This is a genomic window from Mycobacterium europaeum (assembly GCF_034555895.2).
GTDB lineage: Bacteria > Actinomycetota > Actinomycetes > Mycobacteriales > Mycobacteriaceae > Mycobacterium > Mycobacterium europaeum.
The window spans coordinates 3406520-3421942 of sequence record NZ_CP157315.1; the positions used below are offsets into that span (position 1 = coordinate 3406520).

The following is a 15423-nucleotide window of genomic DNA, read 5'->3' on the forward strand; positions in this document are numbered from 1 at the left end:
TCTGATGTGAGACGCTAACACCCGTGTACCCGATGTCCCGTCGGGAATTCATCGCGGCCACCACGGGTTTGGCCGGTGGCGGGCTGATGGCCGCCTGCGCCCACCGCCCGCCGGCGCAACCGTCGCGGCCGGACACCCGGTCGGTCCTGGTCATCGGCGCGGGGATGGCGGGTCTGTCCGCCGCGCGCAGCCTCGCCGACGCCGGATGGCCGGTTCGGGTGATCGAAGCCCGCGACCGCGTCGGCGGCCGGGTCCACACCGACCGCGACTGGGGCGCCCCGCTGGAAATGGGCGCGTCGTGGATCCACGGAACGGCCGGCAACCCGCTGGTGGCGCTGGCGCGGCAAGCCCGGGCGGAGCTGGTCACAACCGACTATTACAGCTGGACCAGGCTCGTGATCGATCCCGACCTTGCGCCGCTCGACTACGACCCGACGCTATGGCGCGCCTTTGTGGAGCGGGCGCGTTACCAAGCCGGCGGCGGCAGCCTGGCCGCCGCCGTCAGCGCCGCGGTCGGCGGCGCAGCACTGTCCACCTCCGACCGCGCCCAGCTGGCCTTCTACCTCACCACCGAGATCGAGGACGAGTTCGCCGCCGACGCGGATCAGTTGTCGGCCATCACCTTTGACGAGGGCGACTACACCGGCGGCGATCAGGTTGTCATCACCAACGGCTACGACGCCCTGCCGAGGCTGCTGGCCAACGGCCTTCGGATCGAGCTGAACACGCCGGTGACCGCGATCGCGCAGCGGGACGACTCCGTCGTCGTGCGGGCAAAGAATCGGTCGTTGCGGGGATCCGCCGCCATCGTCACGGTGCCGCTCGGCGTGCTCAAAGCCGGGGCGATCGCGTTCGATCCGCCCCTGCCCGACCACCACGGCCGCGCGGTGGAAGCCCTGGGATTCGGGGTGCTGTCCAAGAGTTTCTTCCGGTTCGACCGGCGCGGCTGGACGGCGGACAACGCCTTCTACCAATACCTCGCGGCCGACGGCGGCCGGTGGGCCCAGTGGTTCACCATGCCGGCCGCGGCGGGCCCGATCGTGTTGGCGCTCAACGCCGGTCACCGCGGCCGCGCCGCCGAGGCCGCGCCACCGCGCGAGCTGATGGCGAGCGCGCTACCCGTCGCTCGCCGGCTGTTCGGCGACGTCTCGCCGGTGGCGGTCAAGACGTCGAACTGGAGCGCCGACCCGTATGCGCGCGGCGCCTACTCTTTTCACGCTCCGGGTTCGGGCCTCGACGACCGCCGCCGACTGCAGGACCCCGTCAGCGACCGGCTCTACCTGGCGGGCGAGGCGGTAGGTGTCGACAATCCGGGCACCGTGCACGGCGCCCTGGCCAGCGGCCGGTACGCCGCCGAGCAGTTGATGCACCGGTTGGGCCCCTAGGACGCCAGTCCCCGAAGCCGCGCCGACGTGTGGCGCTGCGGCTCGTGTTGGCGGGCCGGGTCCGAAACCAGCCGACGCCGGGCCGCCGTCGCGCCCTCGATGTGCGCAAGGGCCGCGGCGACCGAATCGGCGATCGGCAGGCCGTGATCGGTCACGACGCGGGTGAGCCGGCGCAACGCCGGCCCGCTGACGACGCTGGACCGCAGCTGGGCCCGGCGGTGTTCCTCGTTGAGCACCAGCAGCGCGCGCAGGCCCGAGCCGGCAAGGAAGTCCAAGCCACTGAGGTCGAGCACCAGCGGGGCCTTCAGCCGCGAAAACCGGCGAATCGCCTCGGTGATCAGCTCGGCGTTGGATGCATCGACTTCACCGTCGATGCGCAAGACGGTGGCCACGCTGCGGGCGTGGACATGGATTTGCGCTGCGGCGCAATCGATTCGGTAGCGGCTGCGCGGTTGGCCAAGCAGCTCGGGGGCAGGTGCCCGGGGTGTACATAGGTCGGGTGAAGCAGTCATGGGTTGTGCGCCCTTCAGGCTTGATAGTGAGCAGGGCGAGCGACGACGGTGTCCGAGTGGCGCCCGTTGATAACGGCAGCTGGGGACTCAACCTGACCAAAGCTTACCGGCTACGGCGGCCGCCGGCGCACCTCGGCGCCGGCTGGCAACTTCCGTTCTACCCGTAATCGGCGGCCGACCAGGGGTTACCCCGACGACACGGGGTGGGAAAAAACAACTTTCGGCGTGTTCGCGTCGCGGCCGTGGCGCGAAGGTGACGCACGGTGAACGCGACGTTGCTGACCTGCGGCTTGACGGCGTGTCGCTACGACTGCGGGGTCATGTGCCGCAGGGTGGTGTGCGGGCTCTGGCCGTACGTCTGCCGATACAGCACCGCGAACCTTCCGGTGTGCGCGAACCCCCACCGCTGGGCGATTTCGGTGACGGTGGTTTCGGACGGCGCCCCCGCCAGCAGCTCTTGATGGGCGCGGCTGAGGCGCACGCGGCGAATGTATTCCGTTGGCGTGGTGGCGAGCTGGCGGCGGAAGAGGTACTGCACCGCCCTGGGCGTCAGATGCACCGTGGCCGCGACATCGTTGATGCTGACGTCGGCGGCGGCGTGACGATGGATGAAAGACACTGCTTCCTTGAGCGTTTCGGGCAACGCCGGCTCGTCGACCAGATCCTGCTCGGTGACGCTGGACGGGAAACATTCCAGCAGCGCGCCGGCCAGCAGCGGAGCCAGCCCCGCCACGATCAGCGGCTGGTGGGCCGTGTCCGGCGCGTCCAACATCCCCACCACATAGTCCAGCGCCCGATGCCACGCCCGCACGGCGGCGCGCGAGCGCGGGCGCCAGTCCCGGAAGTGGATCTGCTGGGGTAACGGCGCGCGCCAATCCGCGGCGACCCTGTGCAGCACCTCGGCGGGGATGCTCACCACATCGAACCGCGACTCGTTGCACTGCAACACGCACGGCATCTCGGGAGCGACCAGCACCGGGAAGTCCACCGCCGTGAGGGGGCCGCCGGCAACGCTCGTCGACCCCGCGCGGGGCTGGATCACGACGACGCCCTCGGAGGCCGGAATCTCCAGCGCGACGCGCCCCTGGATCGTCACGTCGTCCACCGTCATGGAGCCGGCTTCGCAACGGCGATGGGAGACGGCCGAGCGGCCCATCAGCCCGGTGATGCGCCAACCGGGGGTGTAGACGCCGGCAAAGAATCGCCGCGCGGCCTGCGCGTCGACGGTGCGGAACTGGTCGAACCGAACCGCCCAGTCTGCAACGCCTGCCCGTAGTCCGGCATCACCGGCAGCAGGCGGGGGGTCGGGTTGGCCCGGCCCGGGCCGTCGACCGGTGGCACCGGTGACCCCGCCGGGGCCGGTGCTGTCCGTGGTGCTCGTCATGGCGGTCATAGTCTGCGGCCCCTCCAAGGGTTTCGCGCTGTCATCATTGCATCACCGGACACCGGATGACTGCAAGCGCGCCGGCGTCCAGCGTAGCGCCGCGACCTGGCGGTAGATGTTGAGCGCGTCAAGCGCGATCCGGTCCCAGGCGTAGCGCGACACGGCGCGACTGCGGCCCGCCGCGCCCATGCTCTCACATTGAAAGCTTTGCGGCAGAATGCTTCTCAACGCGGCGGACAATCCGACGGACGATTCCGGCGACACCAGCAGGCCGGTGACGTTGTCCACCACCGCGTCTTTGAGCACCCCGGCCCTGAACGCCGCCACCACCACGCCGCTGGCCATCGCCTGCAGCACCGCTGTGGCACGCGGTGGCCGCCGGGGCGTGCACGCGACCACGTCGGCGGATCTCAGCAGCATCGGCAGCTCGTCACCGGCGACGGTGCCCGCGAAGCGAACCCGGTCGTCGACCCCCAGCCTGGCGGCCAGGTGGTGCAGCCGGGCCCGCGCGTCGTCGTGCGCCCGGTTGGTGGCGGCGGTCTCGGCCACCACCAGCTCGGTGGCGGGAACCCTGCGCAGCGCGTCGATGGCGATGTCGAAGCCGTTGTGCGGCAGCGGGTTCGGCGCCAGGCAAAGGACACGCTGCAGGTCGGTTCGGGCCGGCGCCGGCCCGCTCGAGTTGAATCGCTCGACGTCGACACCGCTGGTCAAGGCCGACACCCGGGCGCGGCCCCGGCGCAGCCGGCTCAGCGCTTCGACGTCATCGGAGCTCTCGCCGGTCACCCACGTCGCGCTGCGCGCCAGCAGCGGTTCGATGCGAAGCCGTTCGCCCTCCTCCTGCGGCGCTCCCCCGGCGGCGTCGGCCCGGTTGGGGGCGGCCAGTCCCAGGAAGGTCTGGACGGTGGGCACGGCTTGCCGCCGCGCGGCCAGTTGCGCGGCCAGACCGCCGAGCCACCCGTAGGCGTGCACGACGTCGGGCGGCTCGGCCGCCCACTGGCCGGCGAGTGCGGCCGCCCAGTCACCGACGTAGGGCAGCACGTCCGGGACGGACTTTGCCGCCCGGGGGCCCGCGCCGACCGATACCGTGCGACCGTCCGCGCTCGTCCCCGCAGCCCGGCGGCCATTGTGGCGGACGAACCGGGTGACCTCGTGGCCCCGGGCGGTGAGCGCGGCGGACAGTTGCTGTGGGTCGTCACCGACGATGTCGTCGCCGCTGACGATCGCAATCCTCACATCGACCCCTTTTCGTCGCTGTTGGCGTGGGGCGTACCCGGCCCGGTAGGGGCAAAAACTCGGCGGCGCGGCCGCTTCGCCTGAGGCGCGACCATTTCGCATTGCGGACAACCCTTCGGGGCCCGGCCCGAACGGATCGCTCGCGGGACTGTGCCGCGTCCGCCGATTTGGAAGACTGGACGGGTGGCGAGCGACGCGCACCGGCCCGTCGTCGAGCTGGTAATCCTGCTGGCGTCGGCGGGTGGCCTGGACGCGCTGTCCCGAGTTTTGGCGGACCTGCCGGCGGAGCTTCCGGCCGCGATCGTCGTGCAGCAGCACCTCGGCAACCACGACAGCGTGCTGCCGACGATTCTTCGCCGGCAGAGCGCGCGGCGAGTCAGTTGGGCGCGCGACGGGCAGGCCCTGGCGGCGGGACACGTGGTCGTCTGCCCCCCAGGGATGTCCCTCGAGTTGACGCCGGGCGGCCGTTGTCGCCTGCGGGCCGCGAACACCGTGGGGGTGCGGCGCTTCGATGCGCTGCTGCGGTCGGTCGCCGAGTCCTACGGGCCGCGCAGTGTGGCGGCGGTGTTGTCGGGCTCCGGGCAGGACGGGGCCGCGGGCACCGCGGCGATGAAGCGCGCCGGCGCCATCGTCATCGCGGAGAGCCCGGAGACCGCCCTGTATTCGTCGATGCCGCTGGCGGCGGCGCGGGCCGGGGCCGACCTGGTGTTGCCGATCCAGCAGATCGGCCGCATGCTCGCGGACATCGTCGAGGGGGCGCCGCTGCCCGCGCGGCTGTCCCACGGCGGCGGGGTGTGCTGGGGACCGTCAACGCAGGACGCGGGCGCGGACACGCCGGAGCCGGGAGTCGCGGGGCTGGTGCGCGACGAGGTCGTCAACAGCGCGGCGGGCCGCGCCGAAATCGCCGCCTCGCGCGCCGCCGAGCTCCGCCGCAGGCGCCGGGACCTGTCCGCGGGATTCGGCGCCACCGCAGAATCGGTGGAGACGGCGCGGCGCAGGGCCGCCGAGTCGCGGCGCCGCGCGCAGCTGGCCCACCAGGCGGCCGAGGAAGCGGCCGCGCGGTGGGGGCACTGAGGCGGCTAGACCAGCGCCTCCATCAGCAGCAGCGCGCCCCGGACCGTCCCCTCGCCCGACCGGAACGGTGTGCACATGACGCGCACCCGGGTGGGCCGCCCCCGCCGGTTGACCGCGTCCACTTCCGTCTCGCCCGAGCTGTCCGCGTCCACGAACGCGTTGCCGATCAACGGCCGCACGGTCTCCAACGACAGCCCGATGTCCAAGTCGGTCAGCCTCGTTCCAATCGTCTCCTCGGAGCGCAGCCCCCACAGCTCCTCACAGCCGCGGTTCCACAGGATCACCTTCATCTCGCGGTCCACCACCACCATTCCCATGCGAACGGAGTCGACCAGCGAATCCAGGAAGCTCTTCGCCTCGTCCAACTCCAGGCTGCGCTCCCGCAGCATGTCGTTGATGGTGTGCAGCTCGTCATTGGTGGACTGCAGCTCCTCGTTCATGGTCTCGAGTTCTTCGTTGGTGGATTGCAGCTCCTCGTTCGTGGTCTCCAGTTCCTCCACGGTGGACTGCAGTTCCTCGTTGGTGGTCTCGAGTTCCTCGTTGGTGGACTGCAGCTCCTCGTAGGCCGCTTCCAGCTGGCGGTTGGTCTGAACGACCTTGTCCAACAGGGCGCGCGTCGCGCTGACGTCGAAGAACACGATCGACACGCCGAGCAGCCCGTTCTCGGCGTCGACCAGCGGGTTGACGTGGATCTCGAACCACACCGTCTCGGCGCCGGGCCGCTGCCATTTGACGTCCTGGATCCGCGCCGACCGGCGCTCCACCTTGGCCTGCTCCAGATAGGCCCGCAGCTCCACCGGACGGTAGGACACCTCGAGGTCACGCAGCAGCCGGCCGATGTCGCGCGCCGAGAGCCCGAACAAGGTCTCGGCCTGTTGATTGATCATCGCCACGGTGTCCTCGCCCGTGACCACGATCTGAGCCACCGGGCTGGCACGAAAAGCCAAGTCCCGCACCGTCGTCAGGCCCGTCAGGTCGACGTTGCGTTCGTAGAACGCCCCGGCGGGGTCGTAGCGCTCGAGGCCGAGGTGGCTGCCGATCGCCTTGCGGAAGATCCGGTATTTCAGGTTCAGCGGGGTGAACCGATCGCCGTGGCTGAGCAGCATCTCGGCGTGCCCGAGGAACAGCGTCCCCTGCGGCGCAAGCGCGAAATGTAAGCGGCTCACGACGTTTCGTTGCGTCTCGGCGTTGAGGTACATCAGGGTGTTGCGGCACACCAGCAGATCGACGCGGGAGATGGGCGCATCCTTGACCAGGTCGTTGCGGCCGAAGATCACCGCGCGGCGCAGATCCTTGTGAAAGACGTAGCGGCCGTTGACCTGTTCGAAATAGCGCGACAGCAAGTCAGCGGGCACGGACTCGACGGCCTTGGCGTCGTAGGATGCGGCACGCGCCTCGGTCAGCGCGTCCTCGTCGATGTCGGTCGCGTAGATCTTGACGCGCTGGCGGAACGCCTCGGGCCCCAGCGCCTCGGCCAGCAGCATGGCCAGCGTGTAGGCCTCCTCCCCGGACGCGCATCCCGCGCTCCACACCCGGATCGGGTCGCCCGGCCCGCGCTCGGCCAGCATCCGGGGAATGACGTCGGCGGCGATGTATTCCCAGGCGTCGGGGTCGCGGAAGAACGCGGTGACGTTGATCAGGATGGTGTTGAAGAGCGCCGCGAATTCGTCGGAACTGGCCTGCAGGAAGTCCAGGTATTCCTCGAAGGAGGTGTAGCCCGCCTGCTCCATCCGGTGACGGACCCGGCGCATCAGGGAGGTGCGCTTGTAGCCGGTGAAGTCGAAGCCGCGCGAGTCCCGCATATAGCGCAGCAGGGCCTCGAAAGCCTCGTCAGTGGTCCCGTCCATTCCAGTCCCGTTCGCCTCGAGCGTGGCCGAAGGACTTGAACACTACTCGCGTGATCAGAGTCGATTCTCAAGGCCGACCAGCGCCCACACCGTCTTACCCGACGGCGTTGGGATGCTGCCCCAGACCCGGCACAGGGCGGAAACAATGGCCAGGCCGGACACGATCTCGGCGCCGCGTTCGGCGTCTTCATGGCGACCCGGCAACCGGTCGCTGCAATCCTCCACCGCGACCGTGACGGCGTGCTCAAAGCTCTCGACGATCAGCACCGGCGCGCTGTCGGTGTGGTCGAGCACGTTCTCGACGAGCACGGTGGTCACCGTCGCGGCGACGGGAATCACCTCTCGGCTGCCCCATTCGGTCAGCCAATCGCTGACGACCCCGCGGGCCAGGCCGAGGCTGCCGCGCGAGCGCGGAAGCTCGGTGCGAGCCCGCCTGCGGACCCGCAACGACCGGCTGCGGAGGGCGCTGAGCGCCGACTCCCGGGTGGGGTGCACCGGCACGTACCGGGACACGCCACCGGCGGCGATCGCCCGCCGCGTCTCCGGTTCCGAGCACACCAGCAGGATCGGGACGTCCGGCCAGACGCTGACATGCCAGCGCGCGCTCGTGAAGACCGTCCAGGCCGAGGCCGTCGGCACGGCGAGCCGGTTGACGTCGACGATCACCGCCCGGGGCTCGTCCAGGGCCGCCTTGATCACCGCATCGCGGAGACCGCGGTACGTGCAGCCGTCCAGCAAGCCCTCGACCACCAGCACCGGCACCTCATGCTGCGCGTCGGTAGCGATGCGGAGGGCGGAGCGCGGTTCAGCCACCGGCCCCACCGCCACGCGGAGCATTGTTCGGCGGCCGCTCGCCGAGGACCTTCAGCGCCCGTTCGGTTTCCTCGGCGAGGTTGGTGTAGCGCCGGTTGAGCAGACCGGTCTCGGCCCGGTCGGCCAGATGTCCGACTTCGTCGTCGCGCGCGGCCAGCAACGCGTCGGCCGTCCACGCGTGACCCACCTGGCAGCGAAAGTTGCCCTCGTCGATGGAAACCAGGGAGCCATTGCAGTCCGGACAGGTGTATCCCGACGGCGCACCCAGCTGCTGGGTGTCGAAATCGGTCGAGAATCGCGACATCATGGCGATGCGGTTCTCCAATTCCATTGCGGCGCCGGGCTCCATCTCGGGATCCTCTCGCTCTTGGTGCGACAACTCTTTGAGCAGGCCGCCGATGTCGGCGGCCGCGGCCTGATGATCCAGCAGGCCGGCGTCGCGCGCGTTGGTCGGCAGCGACGGGAACAGCGCGTCATCGGGTGACTGACCGATGGTGACGCCGCCGCGCGAGCGGATCGCGGCCAGGCCCAGCACCCCGTCGTCGAGCACGCCGGAGAGCAGGACGCCCACCGCGCGGTGGCCGTATGCCAGGGCGACCGAGCGAAACAGCGCGTTGATCGCCGGGCGGTGCCCGTTCTCGGTGGGCCCCGGCGACAGCACCACGCGGTGGTCTGCGACCAACAGGTGGTGGTCGGGGCGGGCCACGTAGATGCGCCCCGGTTCGAGCTTCGCGCCGTCTTCGGCCGCGGCGGCCGGCAGCGGGCCGGAGCGGTCGACGATGCGGGCCAGCACGCTGGGTGCACCGGCCGGGATGTGCAGGGTGATGGCGTAGGCGTAGGGGATGTCGCGCGACAATCCCGCGGCCAGCCTCGACAGCGCTTCCACTCCCCCGGCGGAGGCACCGACCGCCACCACACCGCGCAATTCGCCGTTGCCGCCGATCGACCCGATCATCACCCCGGACTACCCGCATCAATGCCAGGTAACCCAGGCGGCGAGGGATAGCTGAGCGCATCGGCCGCTGCGGCCTCGCGGGCAGGCGTTTTCACCCCGGCCGGGGCGGGCATCCTGACTTCGACTCTTCGGACGGAAGGATGGATGATGCCGAATTCGTCGATCAAGAACGAGAAGTTGTACAAGGACCTCCGCAAGCAGGGCGACTCCAAGGAGAAAGCGGCCCGCATTTCCAACGCGGCCGCCGCCCGGGGCAAGTCCTCGGTCGGCCGCAAGGGCGGCAAATCGGGCTCGTATCAGGACTGGACCGTCCCGCAGCTGAAGAAGCGCGCGAAAGAGCTTGGCATTTCCGGGTATTCGAGCCTGACGAAGGACAAGCTGGTAGCCAAGCTGCGCAATCACTGACCGTCGCGACCACCGGTGAGGCCGAGTCGCTCGACCAACACCAGGAAGGCGACCGCGTAGTCGTTATCGGCGGTGTGCGTCCTGATCCGATCCCAGTCCAGCCGTTCGCGAACCGCGCGCACGGCGGGCAGCAGCCTGGCGAAGTCACAGTAATGCTCGCCCAGTGACCGCAGTTGCTGGATCAATACCATGGTGGGCGGCAGCACGGGCATCCTGACGGCCAGCACGTCGTGCTGCTCGGCACAGTCCAGGGTCGGCGTTTCCACCCGCACGCCGTTGAGGCGATGCAGGACGTCGACGACCGTGTCGCCGGTGCGCGCCTTGAACAGCCAGTCCTCGGGCGGCCGTTCGACGGCGAAGCCCGCCCTGGTGAGGGTCGCCACGGCGTCGTCCACGTCCGACTCGGCCACCACCAGGTCCACGTCGTGGGTGGGCTCGGGCGCCCCGTAGGCCCACAACGCATAGCTGCCGGCCAACGCGAAACGGGGCCCGTTCTCCTTGAGCGCCGAGGCCGCACTCCGCAGCGCCTCCCGCAGCGGCGTGCTGGACGCGGGTGGGTCGACATGGGTCTCATGGGCGGTCATCGTGCCTAGGTCATACCCCGCCCGCGGCGGGTGGAACCTGCGCGGACGCGGCGCCGGGGAGGGTAAGCCGTTTAAGTTGCGGCCGTTTGGGCAAATCTTATGGTTATGTCAGCCTCCTGGCTCCATGCGCGTGACGCCGCAGCCACTCCGATCTCCGCCCGCATCCAGTGGGCGGGCCACCCCCTTCACCGCGTCACCGAATCGTTTGTCATCACGTCGGCGCGAACCCGGGCTCGGGCGCCACACGGGTTCGCTGACCGCCTCAGGCAACTGGGGGGATCGGTGGCGGGTGATTGCGCGTGACGGCGGGTTTGGTCAGGCATTGGCTGGACGCCGGTCGGCTCGAGCTGCCGCTGCCCGCCTCCGGACGCACCGCCGAACGCTGGCAGCGCCTGGCGTCGCTGGCCGAAGAGAACATCGTGGCGGCCAGGGTCGCCGAAGCCCACGCGGACGCCGTCGCGATCCTGCACGAACTGGGCGGTAAACCCCCGGAATCCGGCCAACTGTGGGGCGTCTGGACCGCCGAGTCGCCCGATGCGGTGTTGACGGCCACCGACGTCAACGGCGCGTTCACCCTCACGGGCACGAAGGTGTGGTGCTCGGGCGCCGGGTTTTGCACCCACGCACTGGTGACCGCCCGACTCGAAGACGGAACGCCGGGCCTGTTCGCCGTTCAGGTGACGGATCCGGGGGTCAAACCCCTGCCCAGCACCTGGTGGAACGCGGGAATGGCGGGCAGCGACACCCGGCCGGTGCAGTTCACGAATACCCACGCGGTCGCCGTCGGCGATCCCGGCGACTATCTGAACCGGCCCGGGTTCTGGCACGCGGCGATCGGCGTGGCCGCCTGCTGGCTCGGTGGCGCGCGCAGGGTTGCCGATCCCCTGTATCGTTGCGCCGCAAGCGAATCCGCCGACGCCTACTCGTTGGCGCACCTCGGCGCCGTGGACGCCGCGTTGGCCGCCGGCGACGCGATCCTGGCCGTCGCGGCGACCCAGGTCGATTCCGATCCGTTCGACCGGGCCGGGACCGCGCAGCTGCTGGCCCGCCGCGTCCGCACGGTGGTGGAACACGCGGTCGACGAAGCCATCACCCGCACCGGCCGCGCGCTGGGACCCGGCCCGCTCTGCCAGGACGGGCGGCACGCCCAGCGGGTCGCCGACCTGAGCATCTACATCCGGCAAAGCCACGCCGAGCGGGACCTCGCCGAACTCGGGCAGCTGGCCGGCCGGCGGCCCTGAGGCGCGCCATGCGAACCGCATCGACCAGCAACCGCGACCGGTTTGCCGCCAAGCCCCTCACCCACGGCGGGACCCCGGCGCCCTTGTGGCTGGCCGCTTTCGAGCGCAGCCCCGTGCCGCCGCTCGACCTGAGCGAGTGCCCGCGCCTGATCGTCGTCACCCCCCACCCCGACGACGAAACCCTCGGCCTGGGCGCGACGATCGCTCAACTGGTCGCCTCGCACGTCGACGTCCGGGTGGTCTCGGTCAGCGACGGAGGCACGGCCCAACCCGGCGCCACGCGGTCCGGCCGGATTCGTCTGGCGACCACGCGTCGATACGAATTGCGCAGGGCCAGCCACGTTTTGGGAGTCAGTCCACCCGTTTCGCTGGGCCTGCCCGGCGGCGAGCTGGCCGACCACGAGGACGCGATCGCCGAGTCGCTCGCCGGCATCCTGGCGGCCGCCGGCCCCGACACCTGGTGCGCGGCGACCTGGCGGGGAGACGGGCACCCCGATCATGAGGCCGTGGGACGGGCGGCGGCCGCGGCGTCTGCGCACACCGGCGTCGCGCTGCTCGAATATCCGATATGGATGTGGCACTGGGCCGCTCCCGCCGATCCGACGGTGCCGTGGGACCGCGCCCGCTCGGTGCCCGCATCGGGCTGGGCCGTCAACCGCAAACGCCTTGCGGCGCAATGCTATCGGAGCAGGTTGGGGCCCAGCCGTGCCGGACGGACGACCGTCCTGCCGCCATTCGTCCTGCAGCGGCTGCTCGCCGTGGGAGAGGTCGTGTTCCGGTGAGGGCGCATCCTTCGCGGTCATGACTGCCCGCCCGGGAAAGTGGGTAGGAGAAGCCCTATGCGCGTGGCGACCTTCAACATCCTGCACGGCCGCACCGTCGGCGACGGGGTGGAATTGCAGCGGCTGCGCGACTGCGTGCGCCGCCTCGATCCCGACGTGTTGAGCCTGCAAGAGGTCGACTGCGATCAGCCCCGGTCCGACCGCGCCGACCTCACGGCGGTGGCGGCCGAAGCCATGGGGGCCGTCGAACACCGGTTCGTGGCAGCGATTTCCGGCACCCCGGGGGCGACGTGGATGGCCGCCACGGGTCACGAGCAGCCCGGGACGGCGGCCTACGGAATCGCATTGCTGTCGCGCTACCCGGTGGCCAGCTGGCAGGTGGTGCGGCTGCCCCGCATTCCGATGCGTTTTCCCATGTACCTGCCGGGGCCCAACCGGGTGATGATCGTCGACGAGGAGCCGAGGGCGGCGGTCATCGCGCAGCTGCACACCCCGATGGGCGGGCTGACGGTGGCCAACACGCACCTGTCGTTCGTGCCCGGCTGGAATCGGCGCCAGCTACGCAGGCTGGTGCACGACCTGCGCGGCTTCCCGGGGCCGCGGCTGCTGACCGGCGACCTGAACATGACTCCCGAAACGGTGCGGCGCTGGTCGGGCATGCGGGCGTTGGCCTCGGCCGCGACGTTCCCGGCGGAGACCCCCGACCGCCAGCTCGATCACATCTTGACCGACGACCGCGGCTTGCGCGGCAGCGCCGTCGAGGCCGAGCCCATGGGCATCTCCGACCATCGGCCGCTGGTCGTCGACCTCGCACACGGGTGAATCGCGGCGCTCAGGCCCCGGGGCGCCCCACCCATCCCAGCGCGTTCAGCCGGTGGCGGACCCGCTCGATCTCATCGACGGAGGGCAGCTCGTCGGTAACCCGGGTGATCGCCACTCCGACGTCAACGTTGGTGATCGAAGGAGGTTTCGGCGCGGCCAATTTCGTCGCGATGGTGGTGACCTCGTCGTCGGACACCCGGCGCGGCAGCAGCGCCAGCAGCGGCGCGTATCCGAGCGCCGGCGCCCCGCTCGGGTAACCCGCGCGCAGGAACGCGAGAAGGCTCGAGACCCGTTCGGTCAAGCGCATCTTCCACCTCGCTAATCCACCGCACGCTACCCCGGCGATCGGCTCTAGCCAGGGATAACCCCGCCCCCGGGTTTGAACCGCGGAGCGGACAGGAGGGGCCCGGCCCTCAGCCGGACCGGACCCCTTCGCCGGCGACTTACTGGTTTTCCTTCTCGCGCTGCTCGGCGGCCTCCGCACCGGCCCGCGCGGACTCGGCTTCGGCCTCCTTCTTGCCCGCGTCGCGCTGGGCGTCGGCCTTGTCCTGCTGGGCCTGCCCCTCCTTGACCATGTCATCGCGGCCGAGCACGGCCCCGCCGACCTCCTTGACCTTGCCCTTGACGCCCTCGACGGCGCCCTGGACGGCTTCCTGCGGCCCGCTCTTGTCGTCCCCCATGGACTGACCTCCCTTTGGTTAACTGAGCAACTCGTCCCTACGGCGTTCCCACCGGCCGACCCGCCAAACGCCGCCGCCGGTGTGCGGGCGATCACGGGGTTGGGGCCGCGGCCCAATCGGGCCGTTTCAACCGCAAACGAGTGGGTAAAGCTGAGCGACCAACGAAAGAGGGGGAGGCTTCTGACCACCATCGCCGTGATCGGGGCGACCGGCACCGCCGGGTCGCGCGTCGTCGCCAGGCTCAGGGCCCGGGAGGTCGCCGTCGTCGAGATCTCCCGCGCGCATGGCATCGACCTGCTCAGCGGGGAGGGCCTGTACCGGGCGTTCAAGGGAGTCGACGTCGCGATCGACGTCTCCAACCCCGCGCCGCACGATGGGCAGCCCACCGTCGTCGAGGCTCTGGTCACCGCCGCGCGCAACATCATGGGTGTGTGCGCAGCCCGCGACGTCCAGCGACTGGTCGTCTCGACCATGGCCGGCATCGACGACCCGGCTTTCGACGGCGCACCCTATTTCGAGGCTAAACGGGCGGCGAAGGAGATCCTGCTCGACGGCCCCGTCCCGACCACGGTGGTGAAGTCGACCCCATGGTACGAATCCGCCACCGGCCCGCCGGGGCCGGTGCACGGTGACGGCGACCAGGTGATCGTCGAGGACTGGCTGATTCAGCCCATCGCCGCCGACACCGTCGCCGACGTGCTCGTCGAGACGGCCCTGGGCCAGACGCCGACGCCGCGCACCATCACCGGCCCGGAGACCATCCGCCTGCCCGAGCTGACCTCGAAAGTGCTTGCCCGTCAAGGCGATAGCCGTACCGTGCGGCCGGTGAAGCCCGCCGTTCCCGCGCTCGCCGCGGGGGCGCTGCTGGCCACCGAACGGGCGGTGGTGGTCGGGCCCGACGTCGAGACCTGGCTGCGGTCGCTGCCCCCGGCCGGTGCCGACGGCCACGCGCAGGACGGCGACGGTGCCCACGCATTGTCGCACCGACCGGACTTGTCCCGGATGTGAGCGGGTCTCCCGAAGCCAGGAAACGAAGAATTCTCGGCCCGCCTCGGCGCGGCCGGCCCGAACCCGCTGGTTGACGGGGCTTTTCGGAGCAGTACACCGCGGGGCGAAGTCATTCCCGTATCCTGGCGGCCGCATTGACGCTATGGTCATCTCAGGTTGAATCCACAGCTGCCCTCATTCGAGCGGCCGCGCGGACACCGGGTCGCTCGCCACCATCACGACATCCGACGGGCGACGACATGACTGCTCAACCGTATCGAGTCGAAGAACGACTCCACTGCTATGAAATCGATTGCGCCGGCGCGCGACTGCGCGTGCAGGCGCACCGCCTCGCCACCGTGCTGCGCATCACCGGCGAGATCGACGCGTCCAACGCCGATCTGGTCGCCGCGGCGATCCGCCGTTTCCTGCGGCTGCGGGCCCCGCTGGTCCTCGACCTCGGCCGGGTGGATTACCTGGGCAGCGCGGCCCTGAACGTGCTGCTGCTGGTCGGCGACGACTGTCAGCTCGCCGGCGTGCCCTACGGGGTGGTCAGCGGCGTCGCACTGCGCCGGCTCACCCGGTTGGTCACCGGCCTCGGCTTGCCCCTGGCGGATTCGGTCACCGACGCGCTTCGACGGATCCAGGGCGCCGTGTGCACCCCGTGAAGGCTGCAAAGGCGCCGATTTCAGGTCACGATTCCGTCACGATGTCGATCA

General features: G+C 70.4%; 17 protein-coding genes. 8 read left to right on the forward strand and 9 right to left on the reverse strand.

What is annotated here, in order from left to right; translation table 11 throughout:
* The first annotated feature begins 32 nt into the window (after positions 1-32).
* On the forward strand, positions 33-1385 hold the full coding sequence (locus U8D42_RS15500; protein WP_431523878.1) for a flavin monoamine oxidase family protein: 1353 nt from the start codon (positions 33-35) through the stop codon (positions 1383-1385).
* On the opposite strand, the gene U8D42_RS15505 is transcribed toward U8D42_RS15500, so the two are convergent.
* From U8D42_RS15505 to U8D42_RS15515, 3 genes are all read right to left on the reverse strand, one after another.
* Positions 1382-1777: an STAS domain-containing protein gene (locus U8D42_RS15505; protein ID WP_322859771.1), complete on the reverse strand. Its 396-nt coding sequence runs from the start codon at positions 1775-1777 to the stop codon at positions 1382-1384. The genes U8D42_RS15500 and U8D42_RS15505 overlap by 4 nt on opposite strands.
* Before the next feature lie 424 nt (positions 1778-2201).
* Positions 2202-3290, reverse strand: coding sequence for a helix-turn-helix transcriptional regulator (locus tag U8D42_RS15510; protein WP_322859770.1), 1089 nt, complete (start codon positions 3288-3290; stop codon positions 2202-2204).
* Positions 3291-3332: 42 nt separating this feature from the next.
* Positions 3333-4514 carry a glycosyltransferase gene (locus U8D42_RS15515; protein WP_322859769.1) on the reverse strand — a complete coding sequence of 394 codons (1182 nt, stop codon included), beginning with the start codon at positions 4512-4514 and terminating at the stop codon, positions 3333-3335.
* A gap of 183 nt (positions 4515-4697) precedes the next feature.
* Between U8D42_RS15515 and U8D42_RS15520 the strand changes: the two genes are divergently transcribed.
* The gene (locus tag U8D42_RS15520; protein ID WP_322859768.1) at positions 4698-5588 is read left to right on the forward strand and encodes a chemotaxis protein CheB; all 891 of its coding nucleotides are present in this window, start codon (positions 4698-4700) and stop codon (positions 5586-5588) included.
* 5 nt (positions 5589-5593) lie between these two features.
* Here U8D42_RS15520 and U8D42_RS15525 read toward each other — a convergent pair whose 3' ends face one another.
* The 3 genes from U8D42_RS15525 to U8D42_RS15535 are packed head-to-tail and all read right to left on the reverse strand — an operon-like array spanning position 5594 to position 9203.
* Positions 5594-7435 (reverse strand): CheR family methyltransferase, encoded by a 1842-nt coding sequence (locus tag U8D42_RS15525; RefSeq protein WP_322859767.1) that lies wholly within the window; start codon positions 7433-7435, stop codon positions 5594-5596.
* A gap of 54 nt (positions 7436-7489) precedes the next feature.
* Positions 7490-8248 carry an STAS domain-containing protein gene (locus tag U8D42_RS15530; protein WP_322859766.1) on the reverse strand — a complete coding sequence of 253 codons (759 nt, stop codon included), beginning with the start codon at positions 8246-8248 and terminating at the stop codon, positions 7490-7492.
* Positions 8241-9203 (reverse strand): chemotaxis protein CheB, encoded by a 963-nt coding sequence (locus U8D42_RS15535; RefSeq protein ID WP_431523774.1) that lies wholly within the window; start codon positions 9201-9203, stop codon positions 8241-8243. Before U8D42_RS15535 ends, U8D42_RS15530 begins: the two co-directional genes overlap by 8 nt.
* A 147-nt stretch (positions 9204-9350) precedes the next feature.
* On the opposite strand from U8D42_RS15535, the gene U8D42_RS15540 reads away from it, so the two are divergent.
* Entirely contained in the window at positions 9351-9608 is a 258-nt protein-coding gene (locus U8D42_RS15540) for a DUF7218 family protein (RefSeq protein WP_085243509.1), read from the forward strand.
* On the opposite strand, the gene U8D42_RS15545 is transcribed toward U8D42_RS15540, so the two are convergent.
* Positions 9602-10192 (reverse strand): nucleotidyltransferase, encoded by a 591-nt coding sequence (locus tag U8D42_RS15545; RefSeq protein WP_322859764.1) that lies wholly within the window; start codon positions 10190-10192, stop codon positions 9602-9604. The genes U8D42_RS15540 and U8D42_RS15545 overlap by 7 nt on opposite strands.
* A gap of 299 nt (positions 10193-10491) precedes the next feature.
* On the opposite strand from U8D42_RS15545, the gene U8D42_RS15550 reads away from it, so the two are divergent.
* The 3 genes from U8D42_RS15550 to U8D42_RS15560 are packed head-to-tail and all read left to right on the forward strand — an operon-like array spanning position 10492 to position 13037.
* On the forward strand, positions 10492-11433 hold the full coding sequence (locus U8D42_RS15550) for an acyl-CoA dehydrogenase family protein (protein WP_085243421.1): 942 nt from the start codon (positions 10492-10494) through the stop codon (positions 11431-11433).
* Between the two features lie 8 nt (positions 11434-11441).
* The gene (locus U8D42_RS15555) at positions 11442-12215 is read left to right on the forward strand and encodes a PIG-L deacetylase family protein (RefSeq protein WP_322859763.1); all 774 of its coding nucleotides are present in this window, start codon (positions 11442-11444) and stop codon (positions 12213-12215) included.
* Between the two features lie 57 nt (positions 12216-12272).
* The gene (locus tag U8D42_RS15560) at positions 12273-13037 is read left to right on the forward strand and encodes an endonuclease/exonuclease/phosphatase family protein (RefSeq protein WP_322859762.1); all 765 of its coding nucleotides are present in this window, start codon (positions 12273-12275) and stop codon (positions 13035-13037) included.
* A gap of 10 nt (positions 13038-13047) precedes the next feature.
* Here U8D42_RS15560 and U8D42_RS15565 read toward each other — a convergent pair whose 3' ends face one another.
* Both U8D42_RS15565 and mbp1 read right to left on the reverse strand, forming a co-directional pair.
* The gene (locus tag U8D42_RS15565; protein ID WP_085243418.1) at positions 13048-13344 is read right to left on the reverse strand and encodes a DUF3349 domain-containing protein; all 297 of its coding nucleotides are present in this window, start codon (positions 13342-13344) and stop codon (positions 13048-13050) included.
* A 136-nt stretch (positions 13345-13480) separates the two neighbouring features.
* Positions 13481-13717 carry a microaggregate-binding protein 1 gene (gene mbp1 / locus U8D42_RS15570; protein ID WP_085243417.1) on the reverse strand — a complete coding sequence of 79 codons (237 nt, stop codon included), beginning with the start codon at positions 13715-13717 and terminating at the stop codon, positions 13481-13483.
* Positions 13718-13867: 150 nt separating this feature from the next.
* Between mbp1 and U8D42_RS15575 the strand changes: the two genes are divergently transcribed.
* Together U8D42_RS15575 and U8D42_RS15580 are read left to right on the forward strand one after the other, a co-directional pair.
* Positions 13868-14725 (forward strand): SDR family oxidoreductase, encoded by an 858-nt coding sequence (locus tag U8D42_RS15575; RefSeq protein ID WP_322860152.1) that lies wholly within the window; start codon positions 13868-13870, stop codon positions 14723-14725.
* 239 nt (positions 14726-14964) lie between these two features.
* On the forward strand, positions 14965-15372 hold the full coding sequence (locus U8D42_RS15580) for an STAS domain-containing protein (RefSeq protein ID WP_322859761.1): 408 nt from the start codon (positions 14965-14967) through the stop codon (positions 15370-15372).
* Positions 15373-15423: the final 51 nt, after the last annotated feature.